The organism is Paraglaciecola arctica BSs20135 (genome assembly GCF_000314995.1).
Lineage (GTDB): Bacteria > Pseudomonadota > Gammaproteobacteria > Enterobacterales > Alteromonadaceae > Paraglaciecola > Paraglaciecola arctica.
Genome location: NZ_BAEO01000010.1, coordinates 16888 through 34085, shown reverse-complemented (window position 1 = coordinate 34085; position 17198 = coordinate 16888). Strand labels below are relative to the sequence as shown.

The 17198-nt window shown below is 40.7% G+C and carries 16 protein-coding genes; 10 read left to right on the top strand and 6 right to left on the bottom strand.

Annotation, left to right across the window (positions count from 1 at the left end):
• Positions 1-19: 19 nt before the first annotated feature.
• The gene (locus GARC_RS03600; protein WP_007616825.1) at positions 20-1258 is read right to left on the bottom strand and encodes a saccharopine dehydrogenase family protein; all 1239 of its coding nucleotides are present in this window, start codon (positions 1256-1258) and stop codon (positions 20-22) included.
• A 141-nt stretch (positions 1259-1399) separates the two neighbouring features.
• Here GARC_RS03600 and GARC_RS03595 point away from each other — a divergent pair, with 141 nt between their 5' ends.
• The gene (locus GARC_RS03595) at positions 1400-2512 is read left to right on the top strand and encodes a DUF2855 family protein (RefSeq protein ID WP_007616823.1); all 1113 of its coding nucleotides are present in this window, start codon (positions 1400-1402) and stop codon (positions 2510-2512) included.
• A 92-nt stretch (positions 2513-2604) separates the two neighbouring features.
• On the opposite strand, the gene GARC_RS03590 is transcribed toward GARC_RS03595, so the two are convergent.
• Positions 2605-3084, bottom strand: coding sequence for a DUF4920 domain-containing protein (locus GARC_RS03590; RefSeq protein WP_007616820.1), 480 nt, complete (start codon positions 3082-3084; stop codon positions 2605-2607).
• Positions 3085-3378: 294 nt separating this feature from the next.
• Between GARC_RS03590 and GARC_RS03585 the strand changes: the two genes are divergently transcribed.
• On the top strand, positions 3379-4005 hold the full coding sequence (locus tag GARC_RS03585; protein ID WP_007616818.1) for a hypothetical protein: 627 nt from the start codon (positions 3379-3381) through the stop codon (positions 4003-4005).
• A 325-nt stretch (positions 4006-4330) separates the two neighbouring features.
• Here the strand turns inward: GARC_RS03585 and GARC_RS03580 are convergent, their stop codons facing one another.
• Positions 4331-5311: a transposase gene (locus GARC_RS03580; protein WP_007616816.1), complete on the bottom strand. Its 981-nt coding sequence runs from the start codon at positions 5309-5311 to the stop codon at positions 4331-4333.
• A gap of 276 nt (positions 5312-5587) precedes the next feature.
• On the opposite strand from GARC_RS03580, the gene GARC_RS03575 reads away from it, so the two are divergent.
• Entirely contained in the window at positions 5588-6451 is an 864-nt protein-coding gene (locus GARC_RS03575; RefSeq protein ID WP_007616813.1) for a formate dehydrogenase accessory sulfurtransferase FdhD, read from the top strand.
• Between the two features lie 21 nt (positions 6452-6472).
• Here the strand turns inward: GARC_RS03575 and dsbB are convergent, their stop codons facing one another.
• Both dsbB and nhaB read right to left on the bottom strand, forming a co-directional pair.
• Positions 6473-6991 (bottom strand): disulfide bond formation protein DsbB, encoded by a 519-nt coding sequence (dsbB, locus tag GARC_RS03570; RefSeq protein ID WP_039988634.1) that lies wholly within the window; start codon positions 6989-6991, stop codon positions 6473-6475.
• A gap of 13 nt (positions 6992-7004) precedes the next feature.
• Complete coding sequence (gene nhaB / locus GARC_RS03565) at positions 7005-8582, bottom strand: sodium/proton antiporter NhaB (protein ID WP_007616808.1); 1578 nt, start codon at positions 8580-8582, stop codon at positions 7005-7007.
• A gap of 226 nt (positions 8583-8808) precedes the next feature.
• On the opposite strand from nhaB, the gene fadR reads away from it, so the two are divergent.
• From fadR to GARC_RS03530, 6 genes are all read left to right on the top strand, one after another.
• A complete protein-coding gene (fadR, locus tag GARC_RS03560; RefSeq protein ID WP_007616806.1) occupies positions 8809-9519 on the top strand; it encodes a fatty acid metabolism transcriptional regulator FadR in 711 nt (236 codons plus the stop codon).
• Between the two features lie 255 nt (positions 9520-9774).
• Positions 9775-10128 (top strand): phasin family protein, encoded by a 354-nt coding sequence (locus GARC_RS03555; protein WP_007616804.1) that lies wholly within the window; start codon positions 9775-9777, stop codon positions 10126-10128.
• A 102-nt stretch (positions 10129-10230) separates the two neighbouring features.
• Positions 10231-10923, top strand: a complete 693-nt coding sequence (locus GARC_RS26665; protein WP_007616803.1) for a hypothetical protein — start codon at positions 10231-10233, stop codon at positions 10921-10923.
• A gap of 682 nt (positions 10924-11605) precedes the next feature.
• A complete protein-coding gene (locus GARC_RS03540; RefSeq protein WP_007616799.1) occupies positions 11606-11905 on the top strand; it encodes a BrnT family toxin in 300 nt (99 codons plus the stop codon).
• Positions 11892-12164 (top strand): BrnA antitoxin family protein, encoded by a 273-nt coding sequence (locus GARC_RS03535; protein ID WP_007616798.1) that lies wholly within the window; start codon positions 11892-11894, stop codon positions 12162-12164. Before GARC_RS03540 ends, GARC_RS03535 begins: the two co-directional genes overlap by 14 nt.
• A 356-nt stretch (positions 12165-12520) precedes the next feature.
• Complete coding sequence (locus GARC_RS03530) at positions 12521-14104, top strand: MFS transporter (protein ID WP_039988630.1); 1584 nt, start codon at positions 12521-12523, stop codon at positions 14102-14104.
• 117 nt (positions 14105-14221) lie between these two features.
• Here the strand turns inward: GARC_RS03530 and GARC_RS03525 are convergent, their stop codons facing one another.
• Positions 14222-15694 (bottom strand): DUF3336 domain-containing protein, encoded by a 1473-nt coding sequence (locus tag GARC_RS03525; protein ID WP_007616794.1) that lies wholly within the window; start codon positions 15692-15694, stop codon positions 14222-14224.
• A gap of 272 nt (positions 15695-15966) precedes the next feature.
• On the opposite strand from GARC_RS03525, the gene GARC_RS03520 reads away from it, so the two are divergent.
• Positions 15967-17184, top strand: coding sequence for a DUF445 domain-containing protein (locus tag GARC_RS03520; protein ID WP_007616793.1), 1218 nt, complete (start codon positions 15967-15969; stop codon positions 17182-17184).
• The last annotated feature ends 14 nt before the right edge of the window (positions 17185-17198 follow it).

The window sequence follows — 17198 nt, the reverse complement described above, 5'->3', positions numbered from 1 at the left end:
GGGCGGTTTGTGTAGATTATTAGTCAATAATCTCAAAGGTTAACCCCGCATGACTTTCTAAACGTGTGATTAATTGTGAACCAAAGATACTAGCGGGAGTCCAGAATCCACCTGGTACTTTGTCTTTGCTGATATCTTGGGCCAAACATGCGGCGGCTTGTCCTAACATTTTAGCGGTAGAGCCATAACCTGGATCTTGATCGCCTGTGACTTTACAGCGAATTTCTTGACCACTATCGGTTTTACCGTAAAAACGTAAGTCGTAAAAACCTTTTTCTTGAGCATCTTGGCTTGGACCTTCGCCGGGTTTAGGCAGAATAAATTTTTCCATTGCCCAGCGGGTAGGGGGGATCACCGCCGCCATAGCAAAACTGCCTAATCCAAAACCAACACCAGCTGCTATACCGCTGCCCATTAGACCTTTACCGGTTAACATCGCTTCGTTGTATTCAAAGTGTTGGCTGTAGCCGCCTGCAACTAAAGCATTGCTTCTATGCACAATGCGAGTGTTAATGACTGCCATCACAAAAGGTGCTACCCAACTGTTAAAGTCGTTGTCATATTGTGGGCGGTTCATGTTGTCTTGGCGCACTTTATTGCCATGGTCGGCAGGACAAATGGCGTAAGGGTTAGCTAAAGTTTTACGTAGGGCAGGGTTACTGGCCACTTCTTTAAAGATATTGGTCATGCTGGCCACTGTGCCACCCGACGCAGCGCCTTTCATCTTTTTGACGCGCATTTTGATGCTACTACAGGCTTCTCCAAATTTTTGTTTGGCATGTTGCTGTAAAAAGTACACTCCTAAATCAGATGGGATAGAGTCAAATCCACAACTATTAACAATACGCGCACCAGTTATTTTAGCCTGGTCTTCATATTGCTCTAACATTTTTGCAATCCACTGCACTTCGCCAGTTAGATCGCAGTAATCTGTGCCCAAAGCGACACAGGTTTTAACCATAGGTTCGCCAAAAAGTGCATAAGGGCCCACTGTGGAAATAACCACTCGGGTAGAGCCACATAACAAGCGTAAACTAGCTTCATCTGCGGCATCGGCGACTAAAACATCAAGGGGTTCTCCCGCTATACCTAGAGACAATTTGAGTTCGTTGAGTTTACTTTGGGAGCGCCCAGCAATCGCCCATTTAAGTTCGCCTTCAACGCCAAACTGGGCAAGCATGTATCGCGTTAATATTTGACCCACAAAGCTGGTGGCACCAAATATAACAATATCAAACTTAGGGGGAGTGTTTTGCATGGTCGCTTTTCCTTTGGGCTAATCATCTTAGTTTATTTCACAGCATTCAAAATCGTGATGCCGTTCTAGTGCTGTAAAAACTTATACTTAAATCAATAGTCTTTAATCTATCAGAATAAATTCACTTTAGGGCGAAACATAATGAGCGAAGTACATAATGTGACCGAAGTTTGGATTGAAAAATCCAATGTGGCCAATACCAAAATTGTTGAAAAAGAGTTAGACAGCACGCAACTAAGTACTGATGAAGTGTTGCTTGAAATCGATTCATTTGGCTTTTCAGCTAACAATATCACCTACTCTGTTTTCGGCGATAAAATGGGCTATTGGGGCTTTTTTCCTGCTGATGATACTTGGGGTATTGTGCCCATGTGGGGTTTTGCTACTGTGCTTGAGTCAAATCATGCAGATGTAAAGGTAGGCGAAAAAGTCTTTGGTTATTTACCCATGGCAAGCCATTTAGTGATCACAGCAGGTAAAATGTCACCCACTCACTTTTTTGATATCAGTGAAAAACGTAAAAGTATTTCACCTGTATATGACAATTATGTGCGCTGTGCTACCGACCCCGGTTATCAAGTTGAGCGAGAAGCTTGGCAGCTAAATTATCGGCCGTTGTTTATGACTTCTTTTGTGTTAGATGATTTTGTAGGAGAAGGATTAGTTGCTTCTGAGCAACCGGTTAAACAAGTGATATTAACCAGCGCCTCAAGTAAAACTGCTTATGGCGCTGCGCATCTTTTGATGAAACATAAAAAAGAGCGAGGTTTAGACTACCAAGTAATTGGCTTAACCTCAGCGAGCAACAAGGCTTTTACTCAAGACTTAGGTTGTTATGATCAAGTACTGGGATATGACGAAATTGCTCAGCTAGGACAAGACAAGGTTAGCTGGGTGTTGGATTTTGCTGGCAACAAAACTTTGTTGCTTAATTTACAAAACCAATTTGCTGAGAATCTCGGTAAGTTAGTTTTAATTGGCTCAACCGATGTGGATGCACAGCAAGATAAACCCGATGGTCATTTAGACAGCGAGTTTTTCTTTGCTCCAAGCCAAGTGAAAAAACGCACTGGTGAGTGGGGACATGCTGGTTTTGCCGAACGTTATGCAAAAGCTTGGCAAAGTTTTGCAGTGCATATGAATGACAAAGTGCAAGTTGCAGAATACTCCGGAGCCAAAGCGATTGAAGCGCTTTATCATACTGGCCTTGAGAATAAGTTAAATAACTTAGAAATTAATGTGTTGAAGTTTTAAGTTAGGCAATACTTTTTAAGCGGGTACTGCCAAAGGTGACAATGCCCGCTTATACTCATTCTACAACCCGCAATAGCTAGATTTGCATTTTATTAACTGCGTGGAATTCTTACGCTATCAGCCACAATTTCATAAACTACACCGGATTTCAGGATATCGGTTTCACTTTTTAAGTCGGCTTTAAAATGTGCTACTTCATCTTTGCTCATTTCTTTTTGTACCAATTCACCTGCAATGGTCACGGTTTTGCCACTGCTATCTGTTGGGATAAAGAAGCCATAATCGCGAAATGACACCCGTAAAATATGTTGCTCTTGTTGTGCAATAAAGAAACAACCTTTCTTTTGACACACTTTGGCGATCCTAGCTTCTACTTGAAATGGCGTAGCTAAGTGAGAGGTGGATTCAGTGACTAAGTTTTTCATACTAAGTTTAGGCAGCGAGTTATCAAGCTTCACGCCAAAGGTTTCACTTTGGGCGTCTTGAGCTACAGGCTCCGATAGTCTCAATGTTTCTGCGAATACGCTGAACGTGAGGACCAAGCCGATTAAAGTACTAAATACGCGTTTCATATATCACCTGTTGTTATTTGATTTACCAAGCTTAGGAATTGTAGCTATTAAAACCTATAAATGTTGCTGGAACCAGTGAGCTATTTTAATTTTTATTAAAAGTGACAATTTAAGACCTCTCATACAACAATTGGCAAATTGTTGCCTTACTAAAAGCGATATTTAGCGTCTGGAAAGGAAACATCTTTCTATTAAAAACATATTCATCCTGAATTTAATGGATTTTTAAATGTTTGTTAATGCTGGCGTGTTAATTGCTCTGCTATTAGCTAAATAAACTAGCCAGTTATATTTATGGAAATTACTAGCAACACTCTATCTCTATTTAATTACATCGGTGATAGTGAAAAGTCCAATGAAGTGCTGCAAGGTCTTGCCAATAACACTAATAAAGATGTTAGTGGTGGACTCGATTTGCTTGAAAGTGGATTGAGCAATGGGAAGTTTGAAGAAACATTGGAGTTAATGGAAAAGGGTGAAATCGATATTGATCTGAACCTTGTCGATAACTATTACCAATTTAATCAACAGAAACTTAATCGAGAAGTCGCTCAATTGGCGAGAAACTTTGATCTTGGATCCGAAACAGCAGTGACATTGCAAGATGGCAAGTTGGTGGTTGAAGGGGATTCCGATAACGCCAAAGCGCTGCAGAATTATCTTGATAAAGACACACGCCTTAGTGCGTTAGTGCAACAAACTGCTAAATTGCAGCAGTTTGTTGAATGGGGGCAAGCAAAAGAGCAGGCCGCTGTATACCAATCTGAAGATATGCCTGAAGATCAGTTAATCGAATTTTTAAAAGAAGCCAGATTGGTGATGACTCAAGATAACCAGTTTTTGATGTCTAACAAAGGTTCCGCTTTTTACTCTCAGGGCCATACCCAATCCATAATTGATAAGATTGCACAGCAAACTTAAAAAGGTTAAACAACGCTAAACTGACAGCTTCAATTGAGAAATGGAGGCTGAGGATTAGTTTCAGCCTCCTTGGTGGGAATAATAAGCATTTAACGGGATTGTGGGCACAACTTTGTCTTATGGAGTATTTACCTAGCCACCCATAATAAAGTTTTGAGTCTAGCGCGAACATTCAATATCGATTTTCCGCGTGAAAATGGCTTGGGTTGAGTGAGGTATGAGACTAAGGGGGAGTTTCAGCCTATTTGGTGGGAATAATAGGTATTTAACGGGATTGTGGGCACAACTGTGCCTTATCGGTGATAAGTTAACCGCTTTATTAAGGTTATGCGCAGCGTAGCAGCGTTTTTGCTTTACTCATGCCTCGAATGCGTTGGTGGCCTGTGTGCACTTTAAACTGGTTCATCATTTGTTCTGCTCCTGCTGCATAACAAAAGTGTTTTTCAAACTCTGTGGTGAGAGTGAGCCATTGGTCGTCTGATAGGCCTAACCTTTGTAAGATGGGTTGTTGTTGTTGGTCTATATACCCTGCTTTGTCTTCTCTGATTATTCTGCCGGTTATGTCTACTAATTCACAATAATCTTTGAGTGAGAAGGTGATGCCCTTGGGCATATCCTGTCTAGGGTTGCCGATAAAAGGCATCAGCGAATGTGTTGTGATGGGGTCTTTTATCGATTCTAAACGTTTTTTAATACTGGTGTGCTTTGAGGTCTCGAGGGTATTCGCTATCTTGGTTCTAATAGGGTTAAGGTCAACATAGGCCATACAGGCCAGTAATGCGGCGTCATCTAATAAGGCTTGTGACTTAAATCGTCCTTCCCAAAATCTTCCGGTACAGTCATCCTCTTTATTGGCTTCTCGGGCAATATGTTCATTCAGGTTACCCATCAACCAGCTAATATCATGTAAGCGTTTGCGATACTCGATTATGGTGTCATCTAAAGTTAGCTTTTCACCTTGGCTTAACGTGTCTCCTCTGACAAACATTTGCGTGAGCAATGTGCCTTTATGTAGGCGGTGCCAGCGTTCAACCACTTCACTATCTGTCCAAGCCATCACTTGTTGCACATCCACATGTAACACCACATGCACGTGATTACTCATCACAGCATAAGCACATATATCAATGGCAAATATTGAAGATAAAAACAACAACCGCTCTTCAACCCACTCACGGCGATGTTCATAACTTTGACCTGAGTAACTATCGATACCACACAAAAAAGAGCGGCGTACACAGCGAGAAACACAATGGTAATAAGGAGTATCAGATAAACAAATTTGACTGCTACGAGGCTGGGGCATGACATCAATCCTTTGATTTATTTCCTAATCAAAGCCTAGCTTGTCTTCATATTTAGTCAAATTGTTATGGGTGACTTGGTAAATCACTTGGTAAATCCCTAAAAACAATTGGTATTGTATTTATCATCTAAAAATTTAAGGCTGTTTTTTCCTATTGGATATTTATTTGGGGATGCATATCTTTACCCTTCTAACCACCTAGGGTAGTTTAGGCGTCTGAATTTCTTGTTATAGCCTTTTTTCTTGCGATCTATTAAAGCTTATCCAGTAGTTAAAATGTCTCACTCTAGCGAACAAGGTGCAATACCAGAACGTATAGAGTGTAACGATCTCGTGGTGATCGAAGAGCCGCTAGAAATATGGTTGTCTGCTTATTCGTCTTCCCAATCAAAAGCCACACCAGAGTTACTTTTTACAACTATGCGTACGCCTGGCGACGACCTAAATTTAGTGAGGGGCTGGTTATATTCCAGTGGCGCTATTCAAGACTTCAGCAAAATAGAGTCAATTACCCATACAGGGACGGGGCGTCTGAAATCTCAGTCAACTAATCGTGTACAGATTAATTTGGCGGCAGGGGCGAATGTTGATCTTACTGCATACCAACGAGTTGAAGTGATGAATGCAGCTTGTGGTGTTTGTGGTCAACAGAGTATTGAAAATATATTAGATAAATTACCTCATGCTCTAAGCGGAGATGTGCAAACACCTTTATTAGCCATTAACGCTATTCACTTATTAACACAGCAGTTAAGAAGCAAGCAGATGATGTTTGAGCAAACAGGTGGTTGTCATGGTGTGGCGTTATTTGATCGCAGTGTACAACTAGTGGATGTGCGGGAAGATGTAGGTAGGCACAATGCTTTCGATAAAGTGATAGGCGCTAATATTGATAGGTTGGTAGCAGATAATCATGGGGTTGAATCGATTTTAGGTGTGGTCTTGAGCTCAAGAGCCAGTTTTGAATTGGTACAAAAAGCGGCCATGGTGAATCTTCGTTATATTATTGCTTTAGGTGCGCCGTCTAGTTTAGCCATAGATTTAGCTAAGGATTGTGATATTTGTTTACTGGGTTTTGTAAAAACCTCGGGGGAGGCAAGCAAATTTAATGTTTATTCAAGCCCACATATGTTGGCTTGAATAAAGTTTAGTTGTATTGATTTACAGGCTACGTTTTAGCAATACTCTGCTGAGCAAGATCACGGCCCAAATAGCGCTGTAAATAGCAAAAATCACTATCATCCATTGCGGCATGCTCATATCAAAAAATGACCAGTTGATATCGCCACAGTCACCTGTTGCTCCGAATATATTGGGAAGCCATTCATGTAACGGCGCCCAAGACGGGAAGTTTGGTACAAACTCACAGGTAGCAAAAAATGGGTTTACAGCTGTCTGTATTTCCACATGTTCCATGGCTATGAGTAAGCCCCAAATAGCAGATATTCCCCAACCAATATAACCAATCAAGCGGGTAATGAGGTTATTTACTAACATCGCCGGCATAGCCGCAAACATAATACCAAATACGGCAGTACGTTGATAAATACACATAATGCACGGACGTAAATCCGTAACATGTTGGAAATACAATGCGGAAATTTCCAAGCACAACGCAGAAACAAATAATAGTCCCCACGCGCGCCTGTCGGTAGCTAATAACGATAGTTTAGTTAGCAATGTTTTGTCCTATTTAATGGGGAGCCGCACTGGGTATCATCCCAGAGTGATGCTCTATAAAGTGCATTTCATATAACCATTGTGTTAAGTCATACAATCCGAAGTAAGTTGCAGCCAAACCAACTAGTGTTAAAACCACTGTGTAGGGTAGCGCCATATACACCATAGTACCGTACGATAATCTAAGCAGAGGTGCAATTGCTGATGTTAGCAAAAATAAGAATGCAGCCTGACCGTTAGGGGTGGCAACACTAGGTAAGTTAGTACCGGTATTAATCGCTACGGCTAACATATCAAATTGGTCGCGACTGATAGCGCCACTTTGAAGTGCTGCTGTCACTTCGGTAATATATACCGAGCCAACAAATACATTGTCGCTGACCATAGATAACAGGCCATTGGCTAAATAAAACATCACTAACTGGGTTTTACCTTCAAAGGTTAATACCCAATTAATCACTGGACTAAATAATCCTTGATCGATTATGACGGCCACCACACCAAAAAATACACACAACAATGCAGTAAAAGGTAGGGCTTCTTCGAAGGCTTTGCCTATAGAGTGTTCGTCAATCACGCCACTCATTGAGGTCGCCAAAACAATTATAGAAAGTCCAATTAATCCTACTGCTGCTAAATGTCCTGCTAAACCTACCACTAACCAAATTGCAATTAGGCCCTGCATGGCTAATCTGACTTTGTCTTGGGTGGTTAAGTTGGCTTCGATATCTTTATCATAATCAGTCAATATTTGTCTGACCACTGACGGTAATTGCGCCCCATAACTAAAGAGTTTAAATTTTTCTACTATAAAGGTAGTGGCTAATCCGGCAAAAAATACCGGGATAGTGATGGGAGACATACGAATAAAGAATTCCACAAAGTCCCATCCCGCTTTATCTGCGATGATAAGGTTTTGTGGTTCACCTACCATAGTCATTACGCCACCCAGTGCAGTACCTACGCCAGCGTGCATCATTAGGTTACGCAAAAATGCCCTGAAATCTTCCAAATCATTACGCTTGAGGCTAGGTACTTCTTCATCGTGGGAATGATCATGATCAGAATTAAAGTCTTTGCCTGATGCAACTTTGTGATAGATAGAATAAAACCCTAAGCCTACCGTTATAATAACTGCCACTACAGTTAATGCATCTAAGAATGCCGACAAAAACGCACAAGCAGCTGCAAAGGCTATTGATAAGGCAATTTTGTTTTTAAGTTTTATCAGTAATTTTGTGAAAAGGTAAAGTAACAACCCTTTCATAAAGTAGATCCCGGCCACCATAAATACTAAGAGTAGAATAACCTCAATATTGACCACCATTTCATGTTTCATATGTTCTGGCGAGGTCATGCCGATAAACATCGCTTCCATCAGCAATAATCCACCGGGTTGCAGTGGATAACATTTTAATGCCATCGCTAAAGTAAATATAAATTCTATTACTAGCGCCCAGCCAGCTACATAAGGATTAAATATGAATAAAATGGGGTTAATGATAAGAAAGGCGATGATCGCCTGTTTATACCAAGTTGGGGCTTTTCCCAAAAAATTGGCGGCTACTGCTTGAGGTACTGACATTTGCATAAGCAAAGTTCCTTGCTGAATATTATAATTATTGAATCAACGATTTTAAGATTGTACCCACAAATAATCACAAAATCTCACAGTTATGACACAATTAGACAAAATTTTTTCCGCTTTTTGGCAATACTTTATTAACAAAGCAAAGATTCATTGTTACCAGTAAAAATCATCTGGTACAATCAGTATATAAGTATGAGAAAAACAATAATAACGAAGTGAGTGGTTGATGATATACAAGGCACAAAGCCCAGCAGGATTCGCTGAAGAATATATAGTGGAATCTATCTGGAGTGGGCGCTTCCCTCCTGGCACAATTCTTCCTGCAGAACGTGAATTATCTGAACTTATTGGTGTAACACGCACCACTTTACGTGAAGTATTGCAACGTTTAGCCCGTGACGGTTGGTTAACTATCAAACATGGTAAGCCTACTAAGGTGAATAACTTCTGGGAAACCTCGGGCCTTAATATTTTAGAAACCTTAGCTAGACTCGACGAAGACGGGATCCCTGAGCTTGTTGACCACTTGTTGGCAGCAAGAACTAATTTAAGTGCGGTATTTATTCGCGGTGCTATCCGTAATCAACAAGATAAAACTATCGAGATATTAAATAGCCATAGCGATATTCCTGATGATGGTAAAATTTTTGCGCAAAGTGACTACCAACTTAATCATGATCTGGCTTTTGCATCTGGTAATCCTGTTTATGTATTAATGATGAATGGGTTTAGAGGTTTATATTCGCGCATTGGTGGTTATTATTTCTCGAATCAAGACTCTAGAGACTTAACGCGTGGTTATTATAAACAACTATTAGAGCTTGCTAAGAAGGGCGACTATGAAGGTGTACCACTGGTCATCAGAGACTATGGCATAGAAAGTGGTAAAATTTGGCAGGAATTACGTGCAGACATGCCAAAAGGGTTAGTCGATTAACTGCTAAATTCAGTTTTAAATCGGCTGACGGCTCTTTATCGGCTGACGGCTCTGTCAGCCGTCACAATCCCCAAAAAAACTCAGATAAATATCAAAATAAAAATCATTTATATATCAAAGGTTTGTGATTTAATTCAGTAATAAATCAAAATATCTGTTCAATTAGTATGCGGATTCTAATTCGTTTCTTTAATCTTGCCCTTAATCCAGACACACAGTCCAGACACACCCATTTATTTAAACGAGGAAATACCCATGACTAAATTAGATGCTATCAAAGGTAAAGTGAACGAAGCTGAAGAATTTGCACGCAAAATTTGGCTTGCAGGTTTAGGCGCTTATGGGAAAAGTTTTGACGAAGCCCAAGGCCGTTATGAAAAAATTAGTGTTGAAGCGAGCAAAATGTTCGATGAACTAGTGGTTAAAGGTTCTAAAATCGAAACTGAAGCCAAAGATAAATTTCAAGTTAAAGACAAAGTTGAAACTCGCGTAGCAGAAGTTCGTAAAAAACTAGGTTTAGACACAGTAAGTGCCGATGAAAAAGTTGAAGAATTATCTGCAAAAATTGATGCACTTACCGACGCTGTTGCAAAACTAGCGGCCAAGTAATTGCCATATTACTCAACGCATGTATAGGCAATAACCCTAGACTGCGTTGATGTTTTATCTTTACGCCCTATTGGCGTGAGTTAAGGTATTAGGAGGATCACTTTGAATACGGCTAAAAAAACAATAGTTTTGGCACAGCAAACTTGGTTGGCTGGGGTTGGTGTTTATGATATCGGCCGCGAAACAGCGATCAATAAGTTTGACCAAATATTCGTTGGTGGTTCAGCACTCGTCAATGACTTGCTAGAAAAAGGCGAGTTAGTAGAAACGCAATTACAAGCAAAAATAGAGGCCAGAAAAATGTTAAAAGACAAAATTTTAGCACTAAAAACAAAGCTTGGTTTCGGTAACGAAAAGCAAGAACAGCAAATTGATATGTTGTCTCAACGTGTTGATAGCCTAATTGAAGTGGTAGCTAAACTCGCTCAACAACAAGCAGCTGAGAACAAAGCCCCCGCTACTAAACCAGCAGCTAAAGTTACAGCGAAAAAAGCAGCAGCTAAACCTGCAGCCAAAGCTAAGGCAACAAAAGCGCCAGCTAAAACTGCGGCTAAACCAGTAGGCAAAGCAACTGCAACAAAAGCGCCTGCTAAAACTGCGGCTAAACCAGCAGCCAAAGCAACTGCAACAAAAGCGCCAGCTAAAACTGCGGCTAAACCAGCTGCCAAAGCAACTGCTACAAAAGCACCAGCTAAAACTGAAGCTAAAACAGCAGTCAAAGCAACTGCTACAAAAGCACCAACTGAGTCGGTTGCTAAACCCGCTAACGAAGCTAAAGCAGACACAAAAGATTAACGACTGAGATTTTAAACCCCTTCAATCTCAATTTTGTTAATGAAGCCGCTAATTTTTAGCGGCTTTTTTTATGGGGGAGGGACTCTCTTTATTTGGACGAAGGGGATCGACTTTTATATTGGTTGTTATCTTCTTCCATGATCAGACTCTCGTTGTAATTTTAATATTTATTATGGTTGTCTTTGTAATTCCATTAATATTTATTATGGTTGTCTTTGTAATTCCAGTCTTTGTAATTACCAGATGCAAACGCTTTAAGTTCGTCACTGGCACATCCATGATGATCGACATCCAATCTCGACTTCCCTGTCGAGCTGTTCGACTGGGCGAAGCAGTGCTTCTAAGGAATCCAGTTTCACCCATGCAAATTGCCCTACTAAATTCACCCGATAATTGGCGAATATAAATGCGAGGGTAGATCAAAAGCATCGGCTTCGCCGACAACAGCTTTGGCTGTTGATAAAGAAGTAAGTTGGACACTTAGATGTTGTTTGAACAAAGGCAAGGATGCCGGTGTGCGTGCACATGTTCTATTTATTAAAGTATGTATTGGCACTTACCGCCATCCATGGATTATTTCTCACAGAATCCTTATGCTGGGTAGTGTAAAGGTTGGATGTTAGCGACTTGAAGCTATGGGTTTAGTACTTGATTTAATTGTATATGATGGCAATATACAAAAATGATAAATTGGAAACAAGTAACTGGCTTTGACTGGGCCGCTGGAAACGAGCGGAAAAGCGAAGAAAAACATACGGTAAGCCGCTTTCAGGCTGAGCAAGTGTTTTTTAACCAGCCACTGCTGATTTTGACTGATGAGAAACACAGCCAAAGTGAAGCGCGTTACCATGCACTGGGAAAGAGTAATGATGCTAGGCAGCTGCATATAACTTTTACCCTGCGTTCCGATGAAACATTGATTCGTGTGATTTCAGCTCGTGATATGCACAGAAAAGAGAGGAACATTTATGAGCAAAATTAAAACTACCCCTAAATTTAAAACTGAGGCTGAGGAACGAGCTTTTTGGGAAAAACACGATTCCAGTGATTATGTTGACTGGAAACAAGCTCAATCAGTTGCGATGTCAAATTTAAAACCTTCAACTAAAACGATTTCACTCAGATTGCCGGAAGGATTATTAGATAGCATTAAAATTGAAGCCAATAAGCGAGATATGCCCTATCAATCTCTGATCAAATCTTGGCTTGCTGATGATGTTAAAGAAAGCCGCGATGTTTGATGGGGTGTTAACTCTTAACATATGGATATTTTAGGTGCGTTCTTCAGCGAGCTAAACTCCCACTATGTTGTTGGAACAAAGGCAAGGATGCTGGTGTGCGTGCACATCTTCTATTTATTTTTGAAGATTCTAATTAAAGTATGCACTGGCACCTACTGCCATACCACGTTGCAGCCACTTACTGTACGACTTATTTTTCATCTTTGTTCTGATGCAAGCTAACAACTTAACCCTGCAAATATCATTTAAACCAATCACACCCGATATTTTAAAATATAAGTCAATTCTGCTGGCCTATTTGACGGTAATTGGGTTCAATATGGAATTGGATCATCTTGCCTAAGGATAAATTTTTCGTGCAAGTTAAAGACTATTCATTTCATCACCCATTCGCATTTTGGACCGGCTGTGTGTTCCTTACTTTAGGGGTGTTGTCACACATTCCAATGTTTGTGCATGCCTCGCATATGGGGTACCGGATGATGGGGATGCCTATGAGTAATACCATGCTGGTGGGTATGGCAATGATCCCAATGGGATTGTTATTTGCCTGTTATGGTTTGATGCCAAGGTTAGCTTTATTACGCCAAGATAATTGCAGCGCAACGATACATTTTCATGTGGCGGATCACAGCCCTTTGAATTGGGAACATTTCAAATTGGTATTGGCCTTATTGGTGGCGGTGATAGTGGATGTAATGAAACCGGCCACTTTGGGTTTTGTGATGCCGGGGATGGCGAATGAATACCAAATAAGCTCAGAGTCTGTTGGTTCTTTGGCGCTTATAGCTTTAACTGGAACGGTATTTGGCTCGATATTATGGGGGCGCTTGGCTGATATATTGGGCCGTCGCGCGGCCATTTTATTATCGGCTTTGATGTTTATTGGTACCTCCATATGCGGAGCGATGCCTAGCTTTGAATGGAATCTCATCATGTGTTTCCTAATGGGCTTATCCGCAGGTGGTTTATTGCCCATCACTTTTACTTTAATGGCTGAAATGATCCCCGCGCGTCATCGAGGTTGGTTGCTAGTGGCTTTAGGTGGTGTGGGTACGGCAGCCGGGTATTTATTGGCTTCTGGTGCTGCTGCAATTTTAGAGCCCTTATTCAGTTGGCGCATATTATGGATGTTAGGTTTACCTACAGGTATTGCGGTGATCATGCTCAATCGTTATATCCCTGAGTCGCCGCGTTTTTTAGCCAATGCTGGTTTAGGTAAAGAAGCTCGTGCGGTATTAGCACGATATAATGGCCAGGTGGATAGTGAGAATGAATCTGTCGAGCCTGAAAAGGCAACGGCAACAAGTGGCTTTTTAAAGACCATTTTACGTACCTATTCTAATATCACCATTGGTTTACTTGGTGTTGGGATAGTGTGGGGCGTGGTGAATTTTGGCTTTCTATTATGGTTGCCAACCAATTTACGTAATATGGGCATGAGCGGGGAAACCACAAATTTGCTGTTGGCACAATCGGGCTTGTTTGCTTTACCGGGTATTTTGCTGGTGGTTTGGTTGTACCATCATTGGAGTAGCGTTAAAACATTGGTTTTGTTTGTGGCGCTAACAGCAATCAGTTTATTGCTGTATTGGTTGTTCGATATATTTGGGGTTATTTCCAACAATACTATTATTGTTGCTACGGCTTGTTTGTTGGTGAGTTCCAGTGGGGTGATTGCTATGTTGATCCCTTATGCTGCAGAGATATATCCAGTGCATTTAAGAGGTTCAGGTACGGGTATTGTGGCGGCAAGTTCTAAGTTTGGTGGGATTTTAGGCGCAGTATTGGGGATTATGGGGGTCTTTGGTAGTTTGTCTTCCGCTGCCTTGTTAATAGCTATACCACTTTTGTTCTTTGCCTTTGTGTTACTCAAAAGTGGTATTGATACCCGCGGACGGCGCCTCGAAGATATTCAGGCTGAATTTGAGAATAGATAAAACTAATAATTTGTAATGGTTTAAACACCCATTCCGTTGATGGAGTGATTGGGTGTTTGCGGTTTTATCCTGTGTAGCGGATAACACCGAAACCAAAGGTAGCAAAATTATTAGTTGCTAGTTATTTACTACTCTCAAGCCATTATGTTCACTAAGTAACCTTGCTTCTCTTTGTTTTAATTTACTTAGGTAATCCCTGATGGTTTTGCTGATCATAGTGTTTCGCTTAATTAAATCTAACTGTGGCCAAGTGGCGCGTTCACCGTGGCGGATGAGTTCTTGAATGCTTTTTAAGCTGGGGTTTGAGCCAATGTGTTTTAAATTAGCAAAAGTGGCGCTAGGTAAAATATTGATATCGCCTACATATTGTTGATCAATAATAGAACGTATTTTGTGTATGCCTAATCTAGCCGCACGATGGCTAATGAGGTTTTCAAGAATATCGAAGGCATAAATACTGTTCACTTTGGCAATTTTTGCAGCATAGCGCCATGTTAATCCAACTAGGCCTGTGGTATCTCTTTTGTCGCGCGCCAGGAAAGGCACTGCAATTAAGTTGGTTTGACTGACAATACTATGATTCACACCATATATGCGGGCTAAGCGCTCAAAGGGCAGGTCGGCCATAATAGAGCCGTCTGCAAAACGACGGTTAGGTATATAAGGCACTATATCGCCGGCCCTGTTTTTGGCTTTAAGTTGCACTGGTTTGAATAATAATGGGATAGCTGTTGAGGCTCTAACTGCTTGAGTAATAATAGCGTTGGGTGAGGTTTTGGCATTTAATAACCGTGAATATTGATGTAAATCAGCCGGAGAAACTGTGATGGTCATATGACGACCGGTCTTCTTAAAGGCTTCTTCAAAGGTGGTTAAATCAAATAATTCAATTAAGGCATTTTCTAGGTTACTACTATCGAGCAAACTTTCTTTGCCAAAGCCTTGCCATATTCGCCATTGTTTAAATTTTTGTTGGATGACTTCTGGTTTAATAACTTCTAATAATTCTTCGTTGGTGCGTGTGCCAACAAGTGCGGCAATAATTGAACCTGCGCTGGCTCCAGATACTACTTTGGGCAGTAAGTCATGTTCTACAAGTGATTTGATAACACCACAATGAAAAAATCCCAGACCCGCGCCACCACTTAACATTAAACAACTACGACCAAATGCTTGGGCTGTTTCTTCAAAGAAGGATAATTTTTCGTAGAAGTCGATTTCATTTTCATCGGCTTGATAGATAAAGTCCAAAGCGCCGCACACTTCTTGGATAAATTCTTCAATTAGCTGTTTAGTACCAAGTTTGGCGTGTTGATTAAGCGCAGATGAGGCTATGTTGCCTAAGTTTCCGTGTAGCCCTTCATGCAAAATATACATTAAACCGGCCGCATCACCACTGACTCTGGCTTGTTTAATACGTTGCACCCGTTTACGAATAAGTCGGTAATCATAGTCCTTGCTGGGATCTTTGGCTTTCCATTCTTGGGCGCCAGACAATTCGTCATGAGCTTGTGCTGCCTCTTGGTATTCTTCAAAAGAAGCGGCTCGTTTCATAATGTCTTGTAATTCAGAAAGGGTGTGATTCGCCATGCAAGTTTCTCTTTTTACTCATCTGACCAGATATAACCTTAAATAATTAGAAATTGCTACCCAAAATTCGCTGTGCTTTGTAGAGACGGTAATTAAGTTGAGTTAACTAGTTGTATTTAAATAGAGTTTTAAATTGGGTTTTATACAGATAATTTTTCAACCTAAGGTATTTTTAGATTGACCATTCTAATTCCAATAGTTAGCCTCGTATAAGGTAGTATGGGTTTTTATATCGACTCAAAAACAATATTGACTAGGCGCCACTGCTTTTTATGCAATTATTTGATCAACTTATCACTCATATTCCTTTGTTATCTATCCCTATTATTAGTGCAATAGTTGGTTGGTCTACTAATTTTTTAGCTGTCAAAATGATGTTTTATCCCATCGAATTTATTGGCTTTAAACCTTATTTGGGTTGGCAAGGTTTAATACCTGCCAAACGCCGAGAAATGGCAGAGATTGAAGTTGAACTGGTATTGGGTAAATTACTCAGTGTCAAAGAGTTAGCCGACCGAATTGACCCTATTGAACTCACCAAAGCCATTCAGCGACGCCTCAAACAAACTATTCGGACCATTATCAACGATGTGATGAAAGAGTCGGCACCGCAGTTGTGGGCATCTTTGCCGGTGCACGGCAAAAACCTGGTTTATGCGAGGGTAGAAGCTGATATTCCCAATGTTGTGGCTAAGATGGTGGACGATTTTAAGTATAACATTGAAGAAATAGTGGATATCAAAGAACTGGTGGTTGGGCAGCTAGTTAATGCACCTGAACTTATTAATGAGATCTTCTTAAAATCTGGAGAAAAAGAATTTCCTTTTATTGAAAAGTCAGGCTTTTATTTTGGTTTTTTGTTCGGCTTACCCACTATGTTGGTTTGGATGTTTTATCCGAATTGGTGGGTATTACCAGTTGGTGGTTTGATAGTAGGTTATGCCACAAACTGGATTGCCTTAAAGATCATTTTTGAACCTAAACACCCAATAAAATTTATGGGTTTTACTATTCAAGGCATGTTTTTAAAGCGCCAGAAAGAAGTGTCCCGAGTGTATGCGGATATTATTGAGTCTAAGTTGATGACGTCTAAAAATATTATGGAAATTGCAGTTCATGGTTCTGGCTCTGGGCAATTGTTGGAATTAATTGAATTACATGTAAACGACGCAATTGAACGATATGTCGCCATTACACAGCCCTATTTTGCCTTAGGAATAGGTTCAGACTCCTATTATAAAATGAAAGAATTAGCGACCCAGCGAATTTTTGCAGACTCAGAAAAATACTTATCTTATGCCTACGAATACACCAATAAAGCGCTGAGAATAGGCGATGATTTGTGTGAACGTATGCAAGCCTTATCACCTGAAGAATTTGAAGGTGTATTGCGGCCAGCCTATGAAGCCGACGAATGGAAGTTGATTGTTACAGGCGCACTTTTAGGCATGGGTGCTGGTTTTATGCAGTTGTATTTAGTGTTTATTTAAAGGCACAATGCCTT

What these genes read in the sequence shown, in the direction of transcription:
- GARC_RS03590 (WP_007616820.1), bottom strand. Translation starts at nt 3,084, where the DNA reads ATGAAACGCGTATTTAGTACTTTAATCGGCTTGGTCCTCACGTTCAGC.
- GARC_RS03555 (WP_007616804.1), top strand. Translation starts at nt 9,775, where the DNA reads ATGACTAAATTAGATGCTATCAAAGGTAAAGTGAACGAAGCTGAAGAA.
- nhaB (WP_007616808.1), bottom strand. Translation starts at nt 8,582, where the DNA reads ATGCAAATGTCAGTACCTCAAGCAGTAGCCGCCAATTTTTTGGGAAAA.
- GARC_RS03520 (WP_007616793.1), top strand. Translation starts at nt 15,967, where the DNA reads ATGCAATTATTTGATCAACTTATCACTCATATTCCTTTGTTATCTATC.
- GARC_RS03525 (WP_007616794.1), bottom strand. Translation starts at nt 15,694, where the DNA reads ATGGCGAATCACACCCTTTCTGAATTACAAGACATTATGAAACGAGCC.
- GARC_RS03535 (WP_007616798.1), top strand. Translation starts at nt 11,892, where the DNA reads ATGAGCAAAATTAAAACTACCCCTAAATTTAAAACTGAGGCTGAGGAA.
- fadR (WP_007616806.1), top strand. Translation starts at nt 8,809, where the DNA reads ATGATATACAAGGCACAAAGCCCAGCAGGATTCGCTGAAGAATATATA.
- GARC_RS03580 (WP_007616816.1), bottom strand. Translation starts at nt 5,311, where the DNA reads ATGCCCCAGCCTCGTAGCAGTCAAATTTGTTTATCTGATACTCCTTAT.
- GARC_RS03600 (WP_007616825.1), bottom strand. Translation starts at nt 1,258, where the DNA reads ATGCAAAACACTCCCCCTAAGTTTGATATTGTTATATTTGGTGCCACC.
- GARC_RS03585 (WP_007616818.1), top strand. Translation starts at nt 3,379, where the DNA reads ATGGAAATTACTAGCAACACTCTATCTCTATTTAATTACATCGGTGAT.
- GARC_RS03540 (WP_007616799.1), top strand. Translation starts at nt 11,606, where the DNA reads ATGATAAATTGGAAACAAGTAACTGGCTTTGACTGGGCCGCTGGAAAC.
- GARC_RS03595 (WP_007616823.1), top strand. Translation starts at nt 1,400, where the DNA reads ATGAGCGAAGTACATAATGTGACCGAAGTTTGGATTGAAAAATCCAAT.
- GARC_RS03575 (WP_007616813.1), top strand. Translation starts at nt 5,588, where the DNA reads ATGTCTCACTCTAGCGAACAAGGTGCAATACCAGAACGTATAGAGTGT.